A 13,898-nucleotide genomic window follows, 5' to 3' on the forward strand; every position below is an offset into this window, starting at 1 on the left:
GGTCGCTGCAGGCGGCTCGCCAAAGACTGGGAAAAGTCCATAGCCTCGTCAACAGCGTGGACTTTGATCGCCTCAATCCGCATGCTGACCCGCAGAACCACAAGGCATTGTCAGTGCTGAAAAACTTTCGGATCAGGCTCGGAGATAAAAAGATGAGCGTTAGTAGACGAATTTTCCTGTTGGCGAGCTGCGTGGTCGCTGCAACATATTCGCAACAATCTAGCGCTCAGAGCGCGGTTGCGACAAAGCAGACCCGTGAAAGCCAGCACAAGGCACAAAAGGCGGCAGACCGGACGGAAGCGCAGAAAGTCGAACTGATGACCGTTACCGCCGACGGCGCCATTTCGGCGACTGGTGTTACGGGGCGGCAGATGGGTGGTGGCCTGATCGCGGCTGAAACGGGATTCAAGTCGGCCAGTACGGTCAGCCACGATTTCATTGCGAAGCAGTCGCCGACACAGTCCATATTCCAGTTGCTCAAATATGAACCCGGCGCCAATGCCGCATCAAGCGATCCCTTCAACATGCAGTTCGGGGGTGGCGGTCTTTCGGTGCGTGGCCTCGATTCATCGCAGATGGGGTTTGTATATGAAGGCATCCCTGTTACCAGCACCTATAACAGTCAGGTCAATCCGGCGGAATGGGCCGATACGGAAAACCTGGAACGCGTGCGGCTTGATCAGGGTTCACCGGACATTTCAACACCAACCGTCAATGCGTCCGGTGGCGTCGTCACCATGTTTACCCGTGATCCGTCCAGAAACTTTCATATTACCGCGGATTCCACCGGTGGTTCATATGACATGGCGCGTGGCTTTGTCCGTGTGGATACGGGTGAGATCGGTCGGTCCGGCGTGCGCATGTTCATCTCCGTCTCGCAGTCGGAAGGCAACCACACACGTGGTTACGGTCATGATTCCAAGACCCACATGGACCTTGGCCTGCTGAAGGACTGGGGGCATGGCAGCCGGTCCAAGCTGACGATTTCGTTCAGCGAATTTGATATTTCCAACTACAACTATCCGACCCTGGCCCAGTATAATCAGGGCGGTCAGTACAATTACACCAACAACTGGGCGAACGGCACCAATTCCAAATACTACAAGCTGCATGATAACCCTTATGAATCGCTGCTGGTGTCCCTGCCCACCAACATCAATATCACCAAGCATCTGAAATTAAACTTCACGCCCTATACATACTACATGTTTGGCACCACGGGCTTTGGCGGTACCGTAAGTGAAAACGCGGTTTACTCCGGCCTGACAAGCGTGCCTGTCGATCTGAATGGCGATGGAAAAATCGGCGGAAGTTCGATGGTCTATGAGCCTTATATCGAGGAAACGTCGCGGTCAGGCTTTAATACGAACCTTGAATATAAAACGAAACATAACTCCCTTACATTCGGTTACTGGTTCCAGTACGAAAATGATGATCTGTATTCCAATTACGGGCGTGTAAGCTCCAGTGGCGCGCCGCTGGACCCGTGGGGCACCACGAACTATTACACGTATAACGGTCATCCGATCTCGCTCATGGCGCAGCACTCCTATGTTACGACAAATGTGCTGTATATTGCCGATACGGTCTCGCTGCTGCATGACCGCCTGAAGATGATGGCCGGTTTCCGTGAAGCCATGGTGACGCGTCAGGGTGTCAACTCCCTGCCGGGCGTGCCGTACAATGCCAACACCAACAATGCCGAACCGCTACCCATGTTCGGCGCGACGTTCAAGCTCAACCGTCATCATCAGTTCTATGTCAATGGCAGCACCGCTTTCCGTGTCCCGTCATCCAATGCCCTGTTCGAAGGGACCTATAATGGCATGGAGACCAAGGCGGGAAATACATCCCTGAAACCTGAATACTCCATTACTGAAGAAATCGGCTATCGATATACTTCAAAGCTCCTGATGGCGCGGATCGCCTTCTTCAACTACAACTTCACCAATCGTCTGGTCAGCACCGAAACCTATCGCGGTTCACAGCAGATCCCGTCTGAGATCAATGGCGGTGGGGAACACGCCCGTGGCGTTGACTTTGAAATGGGCACGGGTCCCTGGCACCATCTGCGGCCTTATATTTCGGCCGAATATCTGGATGCGCGCCAGGACAGCAACCTGCAGGTCGGTGCGGACTATCTACGCACGAAGGGCAAGAGCGCTGTCGAAGCCCCGAAATACCAGCTTGGTTTCGCACTTGATTATGACGATGGCCACTTCTTCGGCAACGCAGGCGTGAAATGGGTCGGGCGGCAGTATTCAACCTTCATGAATGATGCGTCCATCGATCCTTACGTGCAGCTCGATCTGACGGGTGGGTACCGGTTCAACAATGTCGGTTTCCTCAAGCGGCCCGAAATCCGTGTCAACATGGTCAATGCGGCGAACAATCATTACCTGTCGGGTGTGTATGGCGTGCAGACAAGCGCCAATGCATCGCGCGGCCTGAAGGGCACGACAATCGCAGCGGGTGGTGCACCCACCTACTACGTTTCAACACCGTTCATGGTCATGGCGACGGTCAGTGCCGGCTTTTAATACTGTTATGGGATAGGGGAGGCGCTTCGTGGTGCGAGGGCAGACAGGACGACGCGGTTTCATGATCGGCTCGGGGCTGACCATGCTCGGATGGAGCGCGGCAGAGGCCCGTTCCGCCGTCATTCAGACAAAGGACGGGGCGCTGGAAGGTGTCTCCACCGCTGTTCCTGGTGTGACCGCATGGCTTGGCATTCCGTATGCCGCGCCACCTGTCGGCCCGCTTCGCTGGCGCGCCCCCCAGCCTGTCAGGGCATGGAAGGGGGTGCGCAGGGCCGATCATTTCGGTCACAGTCCGTATGCGCCATCCTCGTTTTCCAGTGATACAGACAGCGCCTTTACCCCTGCGGACATGAGCGAGGACTGCCTGACCCTGAATGTATGGGCACCCCCGCGTCGCAGGACGCTCCGTCCGGTCATGGTCTGGATTTATGGCGGCGCCTTCATCATGGGAACCAGTGCTGATCCGCATTATAATGGTACGGCACTCGCGGCTGAGGACGTGGTTGTTGTCTCCCTTAACTACCGCGTTGGTATTCTGGGGTCTTTTGCCCATCCGGAACTGGCGCGGGAATCTCCTCAGGGCGTTTCGGGCAATTACGGCCTGATGGACCAGATCGCCGCCCTGCGCTGGGTGCGTGACAATATCGAAGCCTTTGGTGGCGATCCGGACAATATTACCATTTTCGGCCAGTCCGCCGGTGCATTCAGTGTGGCCTACCATCTGGTCATGCCCCAGTCCCGCGGGCTGTTCCATCGCGCCATCGCCCAGAGTGGCGCGCCCCTGGGGCGGCCGGATTCCGAAATTCTCCTCGGACGACTGCCTGAGATGCAGCAGGCAGGTGCCGCGTTCGGCCGCCGGATCGGTCAGCCCGATCTTGCCGGCCTGCGCAGGCTGCCGCCAGAGACCCTGATCAAGGAATACGGGTTCAGCTGGCAGTTCTATCCGGTGATTGACGGTTTCCTTGTGCCTGAACATCCCTTCCGCATGCTGGCGGCCGGAAACTGCGCCCGGGTTCCGGTCATGGCCGGACACAATCATGATGAAGGCAGCCTGTTCCCGCCCATCGGGAATGGAACGGCAGCTGGTCTGCGCAAGGCTGTCCATCAGATATATGGCAGTGAGGCGGCCAGGGTTCTGTCCCTGATGCAGGCGGAACCCGGGGTGACGCCCACAACGATGGGGCGCGATGTATTCGGGGATCTTGTGTTCAACTGGAACAGTATTGTCCTGGCCATGATGATGGCCCGCGTCAGTACAGGCTATGCCTACCGTTTTGACTACAGATATGCGCTTCCGGCTGTGTGGGGCGCGAAAAGTGCCACCGCAGCACCGCCGGGATATGCGTTTCATGGCGCGGAAATAGGCTTTGTGTTCAAGACCCAGCCAATATGGTCCGAACGCCAGCACGAACAGGAAGATCTCATGCGCAGGATGTCGGGCTACTGGCTGAACTTTGCACGTAATGGCGATCCGAACGGCGCGGGCCTGCCCCAGTGGCCGTCCTACAGGCCCGGACAACGGCAACTGTTTCGCCTGGATGAGCGACCCCCGGAGCTTGTGCCAATCGAAAATTACGACAGGCTGGTACTTCTGGGCAAAGCCATGGACAACCGCGTGCTGGAGCAGGGCTGACATGAATGCGGCAATAGACAAGCCCGTGGCCCGGCGGAACGTACGATCCGCACTGCTGATCGCCTTCTGTTACGCAAGCATCGTGCTTTCAATGACAAGCGTCGGCATATTTGTATCGTTTGTTGTCGAAATCGGGCGTGACCTGCACATATCGCGTGCGGAAGCCGGTATGGCACTGTCGATCTATTCGATCCCGGCTGCTCTGGCCTGCATGCCGATCGGGCGTCTGATTGATCGTATCGGCATCCGGTATGGCATGATGCTTGCCGGTATTCTGGCGGCATTGGGGGATATTTTCCTTGCCGGTGCCAGTGATACCGAAATGCTGTATGGCGGCATGGCATTGGAAGGTACGGCGTTTGGCTGCATGGCGGTTGCCTGCCCCAGTGCCCTGGTTTCCTGGCTTGATGGAAATCTCCGCACGCGCGCGCTGTCCTTCTGGTCCACCTATGGGCCGGTTGGTTATGCGTGTGGCCTGCTTCTGGCGGTGCCGTTTGCCACAGGCACCCACTGGCGCCAGTCATTTGCGTGGGATGGTGGTATCTTCTGTGTCCTGATCGTGCTGGCATTCTGGCTTCCGGCACAATCCGCAATCGTGGAAGTCCGCAGCCTGCGTGCGGGCCTGAAACTTTTCCTGCTTGATCGTGCCGTGCCCCGTCTTGCCCTTGCCCTGGCGTTGCCAAATGCCGTGGCCTACGGGGTCAGTGTGGTCACGCCTTCCTATCTTGAACATCTGTATGGGCTGAGCCTGAAGGTCTCGAACGGCGGCGTTGCGGGGGCCAAGATACTGGCCATGGTCTGTGGCGGTGTCCTGACGGGGTATCTTCTGATCCGCAAGGTGGATTTCCGGAACCTGTACCGCTTGCTGGTCGTCATGGGGATATTCGCGATCCTGGTACTGTTTTTTCCGTATGGGACGTTCCCGATCGCCCTGCTTGGTCTGGTCATGTGGCTTCTTGCCTTTGGGGGACTGGTCGGGTCCGCCACGGCGCAGTTGCCATTACTGGTTACATCCCCAAGGGATATTGGGCTCGCATCCGGTATCATCGGGCAGATAACGTCCTTTGTCTGCCTGCTTGCCCCACCTGTCTTTCTGGCCATTTCGCAGTGGAACATCCTGTGGGGACTGGCGTCGGTCACGCTGCTTCTTGCCGCATGGCTTGTTCCCGGAGGCCGGACAGGACTGGCCAGCCAGACAGGTATCGGGACCCATTCACCAGATCGGACACCCCAAATTCTTCATGAGGAGAAAAGAACTTGAAAATTATCTCTATTACGGCATTCCCGTTTTCACTGCCCACGCGGCGTGACTTCCGCTGGGCCGGCATGCTGGGGAACCTGGGGAATTTTGTCGCAGTCCGGGTCGAAACGGAAAATGGAGTTGTCGGCTGGGGGGAGGCAACACCACTTCCCGACTGGGGCGGGGATTTTGGCCGTCATGCCGGTGAGACGGTAAAGACCGTTATCGAAATGGTCCAGAACGTGCTGGGGTCGGCACTGATCGGGTCGGATGTTTCAGATGTGACGCGTGCGGCCCAGATCATGAACCATGTGGCAGTGGGGAATGTCTACGCAAAATGCGCCGTCAGCATCGCGCTGTATGATGCATGGGGCAAGGTGACGGGTCTGCCTGTTTACAGGTTGCTGGGCGGAAAGGTGCGTGACGGCGTGGCGGTCGCGCATATGGTGGGCCTGATGCCGCAGGCCGAGGCAGTGCAGGAAGCCGTCATGGCGGTGGAAGATGGTGTCGGCACACTGCAGATCAAGGGTGGCGTGGACAGCGCGCGGGACATCTCGCTTATTACGGAACTGCGCAGGCTGCTGGGGGACGGCATCACGCTGCGCATGGATGCCAATCAGGGCTATGGTCACGGCAAGAATGCGTCGCGTGTCGTAAGGCAGCTGACGGATGCTGGTGTGTCACTGGTGGAACAGCCGTCGCAGGGCCTGCGTTACATGTCGGAAGTCACGGCATCGTCGTCCGTGCCCATCGTGGCGGATGAAAGCTGCTGGGACATTCATGACGCCTATGATGTCGTCCGTGAACGGGCAGCCGACTGCTTCTCCATCTACCTTGCCAAGGCTGGCGGCTTTGGCGGGGCGTGCAAGGTGGCTGACTTCGCGGAATCACACCTTATGGCCTGTGACGTCAATGGTTCCATTGAATCTGCGATCGGCACGGCGGCCAACGTGCATTTCGCGCTGGCGCGGCCGAGTGTTTCCCTGGCAGCGGTCATTGCGATCAGCGCGCCATCGGGCACCCATCCCTATCGTGTGGCCGGCCATTATTATGACGATGATGTTCTGGCGGAGCCCATGGCTGTTAAGGACGGGGCCCTCCTGCCGCTTGATGCGCCAGGGCTCGGGATCGTTGTTGATGAAGAAAAGCTTCAGTCTTTCCGGTCTGATAAATGAGCATGACGACTTATCGTATCGCGGCGGATATTGGCGGGACGTTCACCGATATCGCGTGCCTTTCGGGCGATGGTATACTGCTAACGGCCAAGGTGCCGTCCACGCCGCACGATTATAGTGCAGGCATCCTGAACGGTATCCGCCAGATTATCGAACGCGTGGACGTGCCGATGTCGCATTTCGCGAATCTGCTTCACGCATCGACAATCGCGACCAACACCATACTGGAAAGCAAGGGGGCGAAGACCGCGCTGGTCACGACCCGTGGTTTCAGGGACGTGCTGGAACTGCGGCGTATCCGTGTACCGCGGCTGTATGAACCGCTCTACTGCAAGCCACCACCGCTGGCACCCCGGCGCCTGCGCTTTGAAATTACCGAGCGCATGGATCCGAAGGGACAGGTGCTCGCACCGCTGGATACTGCGGATGTGGTCGCCCTTGCCGTCCGGCTGCGTGACCTGCAGGTTGAAGCGGTCGCGGTCTGCTTCCTGCACAGCTACGCGAACCCTGCGCATGAACAGGCTGTCCTGTCCCAGCTTCGTGATGTGCTGCCGGCAGAGTGTTTCGTCTGTATCAGCTACGACGTGCTGCCTGAAATGCGTGAATACGAGCGCACCAGCACCACGGTTGTGAATGCTTATGTCGGTCCTGTGGTCCGTCGTTACCTGACAACGCTGGAATCACGGCTGAAGGATGCGGGTTTTGACGGGCATGTCCTGATGATGCAGTCCAGCGGTGGCCTGCTGGATGTGGACAAGGTCGTGGCGAAACCGGCAACGGTGGTCGAAAGCGGCCCCGCGGCGGGGGTGGTTGGTGCCGCGCGGCTGGGGGCTGCCGCGGGGTATCGGGACCTGATTACCTTTGACATGGGCGGCACGACAGCCAAGGCATCGCTGATTCAGGACGGCGGCCTGACCGTAACCGATGATTATGAAGTTGGCGGTGGGATTTCCATGTCCAGCGCACTGGCCAAGGGGGGCGGATATGCCCTCAAGCTGCCCATCATCGACGTATCCGAAGTCGGGGCAGGGGGCGGCAGCGTCGTCCGGCTGGATGCGGGTGGCGTGATCAAGATCGGCCCGGAAAGTGCTGGTGCCGTTCCAGGCCCCGCCTGTTATGACGCAGGCGGTGAAAAAGCCACGGTAACGGATGCCAATCTTGTGCTGGGGTACCTTAATCCCGAAGCCCTTGCATCCGGAAGTGTATGCCTGAACAAGGCCCGTGCCGAGGAGGCGATCCACCGCGCGGTATGCGATCAGACCGATGTCAGCCTGCTGGATGCGGCTTATGGCATTCACTGTGTCGCGAATGCTGCGATGATGCGCGCCGTCAAGGGTGTCTCGACATATCGTGGGCGCAACCCGAAGGATTTCACCATGCTTGCGTTCGGCGGCAATGGCGGGATGCATGCTGCGGCGCTGGCGCGTGAACTCAATATGGGCCGGGTCATCGTGCCCCTTGGTGCGGGTGTATTCAGCGCGGTCGGACTGCTGTTCGCGGATTATGAATCCGGGCGCAGTCTTGCGCTGTCCGGCCTCCTGTCAACAGATCAGGCAGATTGCGAGAAACTGAAGGACGCACTGGAATCGCTTGAACGCGCCGTGCTGGACGACATGCAGGAAAAGTCCGGCGTACAGGTCCGCAGGACCATTCACTTGCGGTATCACGGGCAGGGATCCGAACTGGGGATAGCGGTCGATACGTCGGATATTACGGCTCAGACCGTAAACCGGCTGATCGAGGATTTCGTGGCGGAGCATGAGCGCAGCTACGGATATTCCCACGAAAATACGCCCATCGAACTGGCCGCAATCCGCGTCGTGGCTGCAATCTCCCCCCGTGGCACCACAAAAATCCAGAGCCCCGGGCGTGCGGTTGAGAACGGAGACAGGGCCGTGCGCATGGCCTATTTCGGTCCGCTGGGGGGGCTGGTGGAAACACCGGTCCTGCGGCGTGACATGCTGGACACGCAGCCCATGCAGGGGCCGCTGATCATTGAGGAATATGAAGGCACGACAGTTGTTCCGCCCGACTGCCGCGCATGGCTTGATGATTACAACAATATTGTAATCGAACTTGAAACGCGGGATGATTCCTGATGGCTGAATGTGATCTGGCTCTCCTCGAAATCATCAAGAATGGTTTTGAGGCCATCGCCGATGAAATGGCGATCATCCTCATGCGGACGGCCCATTCGCCAATCGTTCGCGACGCCATGGATTTTTCCACGGCGCTGTGTGACGCCAACGGGGAAAACATCGCCCAGGGTCTGACTACGCCGATGCATCTTGGCAGTTTCTATGATGCGATGAAGCATCTCATGAAGCAGTACGAGGGGGATATCGCCGATGGCGATGTCTTTATCGGCAATGACCCCTATCTTGCGTCGGGGCAGCATCTGCCCGATATTTATGTCGTCCGGCCCATTTTCTTTGAAGATGAACTGTGCGGATGGGCGGCAACGATTGCCCATCATGTCGATGTGGGCGGACTGGTTCCCGGCAGCAACTCGCTCAGTGCGACCAGTATCCATCAGGAGGGGCTGCGCCTGCCGTTCCTGAAGCTGGTCAGTGCAGGGGTGCCGGATCGGGCCATTCACAGCATCATTGCCGCCAATGTCCGCACGCCTGACCTTGTGCTGCCCGATATTGCGGCCCAGTGCGCTGCGGTCGAAGCCGGGACGCGCAGCCTGCACGAAATGCTGCGCCGATATGGCAGGGAGCGCATAAGGCGGTACACCATCGCCCTGCATGATTATGCCGAGAAGCTTGCCCGTGCCGCCATCAGCGCCATAGCGGATGGATGTTACACCTTCGAGGACCATATCGACGGGCTGGGAGACTGCCCCGAACCGGTTGTATTCCGTCTCAAGCTGCAGATTTCGGGTGATGAGGTGGTGGCCGACTGGACTGGTACATCGGCCCAGGTCGCGGGAGGCATCAATGCGCCGCTGTCCTTCTGCAAATCAAATGTGTATGCGGCCCTGCGTTCGGTCATGGGTGATGATGTACCCAACTGTCATGGCTATACACGCCCGATCAGGGTCATCGCGCCGGAGGGGACCGTCCTGAACTGTACCTATCCCGCGGCCTGCGGCGGGCGCGGGATCACCGGTTACCGGATCGTGGACTGCATGTTCGGCGCGCTGGCGGACTGCCTGCCCGACCGTGTCGCCGCCGATGGTGCGGGCGGGTCAACCCTGCCCAGCTTCAGTGGTCGCCAGCGGGGGAAAACATTCGTGTTTTCCGAATGCATCATGGGTGTGTGGGGAGCCACCAGTCAGCATGATGGGCAGGAAGGGGTGCCGCATATGGCCTCCAACCAGGCGAATGTGCCCATTGAAATCATCGAGGCGGATTACCCGATCCGGATAGAGGAGTATGCCATAGCCCCCGACACTGCAGGCGCAGGGCGTTATCGGGGTGGGCTGGGCATTACCCGTGCCTATCGCATCCTGCAGGATGACGTGTATTTCGGCGTCCGTTCGGACAAGGTGAGGTACCCGCCCTACGGGCTGTTCGGCGGCGGAACAGGGGCGCCTACGGTCAATATCCTGCAGGCGGATGGGCATGAGCAGGTCCTGCCCGCGATGCCGACACAGCCCATCATCCTCAATACCGGCGATGTGTTCCATCATACCATGGCAGGGGGCGGGGGATATGGCCTTCCGCACGAGCGCGCCCCGCAGATGGTCCTTGATGACGTGCTGGACGAAAAGATCTCGATCCAGACGGCGGCACGGGATTACGGGGTGGTCATTACGCCGGACCATGTCATTGATGAAAACGCAACACGCAACCAGCGCCTGATTTTAAGCGGAGCGAAACAGTGACTTACCATACGGATGGACGGGTCTGTTCCGACCTGGACCCTTTTTCGGAAGAATTCCGCGCGGATCCCTATCGGCATTACGCGCAGTTACGGGCGCTGGGTCCCATTGTTTGGCTGGAACGCCATGACATATGGGTTGTGCACCACTATGCGCAGGTCAAGGAAGTCCTGACCGACTGGAAGCGGTTTTCCAATGCGGGCGGCGGTGGCCTGACCAATTATTTCAAGGAACCGAACTGGCGCAAGCCAAGCATCATCCTGGAAGTTGATCCACCAGAACATGAACGCACACGCCGGGTGCTGATGCGCCTTTTCACGCCGGGTGCGCTTCAGAAAATGCGTACGGTTTTTCTGCAGGAAGCCAGCACGCTGATGGACGGGGTGCTTGAAAACCGGGAAATCGAGGCGATTTCGCAGCTGGTTCAGCCCTTCCCCATGAAGGTCTTTCCCGACGCCGTGGGCATGCCCCCGCTGGACCGGGACATGATGCTGATTTACGGCGGCATGGTCTTCGGCGCCTTTGGCCCGCGTACAGCGTGGTATGACAAGCTGCTGGAACGTGCCGATGAAGTCAGCGCATGGGTCGATGCCAAGTGTGAACGTTCCGCCCTGACCGATGACGGGCTGGGCGCAGCCATCTATGCCGCGGCTGACCGCGGTGAAGTCACGCATGCGGAAGCCAAGCTGCTTGTACGCTCCTTCCTCTCGGCCGGGGTGGATACGACCATCGATTCCATAGGCCTGTGCCTGCGTGCGCTGGCGGAACATCCCGAACAGTGGAAAATCCTGCAGGAAGATCCCTCCCTGGCGCGTGCCGCGTTTGAAGAAGCAACGCGTTATGACAGTTCTTCCCAAAGCCTGTTCCGCACGACGACCGAGGCGTTCGAGTTTGAGGGCCAGAAGCTGGACAGGCACCAGAAGGTGCTGGTGCTGATCGGTTCGGCCGGCCGTGACCCGGCCGTGTGGGAGGAACCCGACCGGTTCGATATCCGCCGTCGCATCACGCACCAGATCGGCTATGGCACTGGCATCCATGGCTGTGTCGCGCAGATGATGGCGCGTCTGGAGGGTGAGGTCTTTTTCCGCACGCTGGCGGAAAAGTTTGGCCGGCTGGAAATGACACAGGACGCGACCCTGCGCCTGACGCCCGGACTGCGTGGCCTGCTCACGCTGCCCATGGCCATTGGTCCCAGATAAGGAGAACAGATAAAATGGGAACCGTAATCGTTGCTGGTGGTGCGACAGGTATCGGGCTGGCAAGTGTCAGGAAGTTTCGCGAACGCGGGGACAATGTCGTCCTTGTCGACCATCGTGAACAGGCGCAGGCCGTGGCGGATGAACCGGGCAAGGGGGCCTGCGTGTTCCTGCAGCGCGACCTTGGCGCGCCGGGTGTGGCCAAAGAAGTGGTGGAAACCGCAGTCCGGCAGTTTGGCGGGCTTGATACCGTCCTGATTACTGCCGCCCTCATGCTGTCGGCAACGTTGCCCGACTGGACCGAGGAGATGTGGGACCGGACGACAGACCTCAATCTCAAGATGCCGTTTTTCATGACGCAGGCGGCGGCCCCCTATCTTGCGGCGTCCGATAACCCCAGCATCATCTTCACGTCCTCCACCGGGGCGATCAAGGGGCATGCGGGCATGTCCGCCTATCAGGCGACAAAGGCCGCCCTGCCGGGGCTGGCGCGTAGCCTGACTGCGGAACTTGGCTCCAGGGGGATCCGGATCAACTGCATCCTGCCGGGCTGGATCGACACGCCGTTCAATGATCCGTTCTGGACCTTCCAGCAGGACCCACAGGGACGGCGCAAGGAAATCGACGCGCAGATCCCGCTGGGCCGACACGGTGTGCCGGACGAGGTTTCATCCCTGATCCTGCTGCTGAGTTCGGAGGCTGGGCGATACATAGCGGGTACGTCCATCGTCATTGATGGCGGGTACACGGCGGTATAAATGACAACAGGTTCGCACTGGCGGGTTGCCGATGGCTATTCGTCACCGGTCATGCCCGTCCTTTCCGGCTGTATGGGCGCGGTTTCCGCGGCCCATCCTCTGGCGGTGGCGGCAGGACAGGAAATACTGGGGCAGGGGGGATCGGCCGTAGATGCGGCCATCGCCGCGCAGGCAGTTCTCTGCGTGGTTTCCCCCGATGCATGTGGCATCGGGGGGGACCTGTTCGCGATTATCGATGATACTCATTCAGTACAGGCCATAAGCGGTGCCGGGGCGGCCCCTGCATCCGGTCATGAGTGTGCAATTGACGGGGCGAACAGCGTCACGGTGCCGGGCCTGCCGGGTGCTTGGTCCGTCATGCATGACAGGTGGGGCGTCCTGCCGCTGGAAGCCTGCCTGAAACGCGCCACGCTGATTGCGGAAAACGGGTTTGAGGTTTCCGCCTATCTGGGCAGGACACTTGCGGCGCACGATGGGCGCCTGCGACAAAACGGGTCCGCTGACTGTTCATGGCGACATGTGAAGGCGGGTGACAAACATGTCCAGCCGCAACTGGCCGAAGTGCTGCGTGCGTTTGCCCGCACGGGGCCTGCGTGTTTCTATACCGGGGACATGGCCCGCGCCATTGTCGGCCGGGTTCGCGCGTTGGGCGGAGCGCTTGACCTAAATGACATGGCCGTTCACCAGACGGGGCTGACCGATCCCCTGCTGGTCAATTATAATGGAGTGGACGTTTTTCTCCAGCCTCCGCCGACGCAGGGCGTGCTGCTGGGGATGGTCCTGAACAATTTCGCGAATTTCCATCCTGCCGATAATATCGCAGCGGAACACGTTGCCGTTGAATTGACCGAAGCCTCCTTTGCCTATCGCGACCGTGCGTTTGAAGGACCGGCGCTGCTGGATCAACTGCTGGAGATTGACGTATCCCGGGCCGGAAACCGTGGTGGCCCGCGTGGGTACCTGCATACCGCAGGCGTATGCGTGACCGATGCACAGGGAATGGCGGTGTCTTCCCTTGTCAGCGTGTTTGATGATTTCGGGTCGTGTGTTTTCGTTCCCGAACTGGGCATTTTTCTGAACAACAGGGCGGGTGGTTTTACACAGGGCGCCAATTCCTATGCACCCGGCAAACGGCCGGTCCATACACTGGCACCAGCCCTGTTGCGGACGGCCCAGGGCACGCTTGCCATTGCTACGCCGGGGGCTGATGGGCAGGTGCAGACCCTGCTGCAGTTCATTGACCGTATTATCCGGCGCGGGGAAGACCTGGCAACCGCCATTGCGGCACCCCGGTGGCGCAGTCAGGCAGGTAAACTGCTGATGGAACACAGGCATCCTGCCCGGTCCGCCCTGGCCGGGAGGGGGCATGTCATCGAACCGATGGTGGACGGGGCAATGTGTTTTGGTGCCATCGCCTGTGCCGGAGTGGACAGGGCAGGCATGCCTTATGCCGTAGGTGACTGGCGGCGTGAAAACTGGGCCGGGGTCATATGACCCCGTTGCTGCCCAGCGGATTTTGTGGAAACA

General features: G+C 59.4%; 9 protein-coding genes and 1 pseudogene. All 10 read left to right on the forward strand.

Features of this window, described 5'->3' with window-relative positions; genetic code table 11:
- Window positions 1-120 (forward strand): annotated as a pseudogene (locus CFR80_RS11625) (IS5/IS1182 family transposase); the annotation flags it as partial.
- Window positions 121-317: 197 nt separating this feature from the next.
- Window positions 318-2,540 (forward strand): TonB-dependent receptor, encoded by a 2,223-nt coding sequence (locus CFR80_RS11630; protein ID WP_010515441.1) that lies wholly within the window; start codon window positions 318-320, stop codon window positions 2,538-2,540.
- 28 nt (window positions 2,541-2,568) lie between these two features.
- Window positions 2,569-4,173, forward strand: coding sequence for a carboxylesterase/lipase family protein (locus CFR80_RS11635; protein WP_146221641.1), 1,605 nt, complete (start codon window positions 2,569-2,571; stop codon window positions 4,171-4,173).
- Between the two features lies 1 nt (window position 4,174).
- Complete coding sequence (locus CFR80_RS11640; RefSeq protein ID WP_010515438.1) at window positions 4,175-5,434, forward strand: MFS transporter; 1,260 nt, start codon at window positions 4,175-4,177, stop codon at window positions 5,432-5,434.
- Window positions 5,431-6,588, forward strand: a complete 1,158-nt coding sequence (locus tag CFR80_RS11645; protein ID WP_010515437.1) for a mandelate racemase/muconate lactonizing enzyme family protein — start codon at window positions 5,431-5,433, stop codon at window positions 6,586-6,588. The genes CFR80_RS11640 and CFR80_RS11645 overlap by 4 nt, the downstream gene beginning before the upstream one ends.
- 2 nt (window positions 6,589-6,590) lie before the next feature.
- The gene (locus CFR80_RS11650; RefSeq protein ID WP_010515436.1) at window positions 6,591-8,687 is read left to right on the forward strand and encodes a hydantoinase/oxoprolinase family protein; all 2,097 of its coding nucleotides are present in this window, start codon (window positions 6,591-6,593) and stop codon (window positions 8,685-8,687) included.
- On the forward strand, window positions 8,687-10,420 hold the full coding sequence (locus CFR80_RS11655; RefSeq protein ID WP_110507399.1) for a hydantoinase B/oxoprolinase family protein: 1,734 nt from the start codon (window positions 8,687-8,689) through the stop codon (window positions 10,418-10,420). The genes CFR80_RS11650 and CFR80_RS11655 overlap by 1 nt, the downstream gene beginning before the upstream one ends.
- Window positions 10,417-11,616 carry a cytochrome P450 gene (locus CFR80_RS11660; protein ID WP_010515434.1) on the forward strand — a complete coding sequence of 400 codons (1,200 nt, stop codon included), beginning with the start codon at window positions 10,417-10,419 and terminating at the stop codon, window positions 11,614-11,616. The genes CFR80_RS11655 and CFR80_RS11660 overlap by 4 nt, the downstream gene beginning before the upstream one ends.
- Before the next feature lie 14 nt (window positions 11,617-11,630).
- Window positions 11,631-12,371: an SDR family NAD(P)-dependent oxidoreductase gene (locus tag CFR80_RS11665; RefSeq protein ID WP_010515433.1), complete on the forward strand. Its 741-nt coding sequence runs from the start codon at window positions 11,631-11,633 to the stop codon at window positions 12,369-12,371.
- Window positions 12,372-13,865, forward strand: coding sequence for a gamma-glutamyltransferase family protein (locus tag CFR80_RS11670; RefSeq protein WP_110507400.1), 1,494 nt, complete (start codon window positions 12,372-12,374; stop codon window positions 13,863-13,865). It begins immediately after the preceding gene.
- The last annotated feature ends 33 nt before the right edge of the window (window positions 13,866-13,898 follow it).

It is taken from the genome of Komagataeibacter oboediens (genome assembly GCF_003207815.1).
Lineage (GTDB): Bacteria > Pseudomonadota > Alphaproteobacteria > Acetobacterales > Acetobacteraceae > Komagataeibacter > Komagataeibacter oboediens.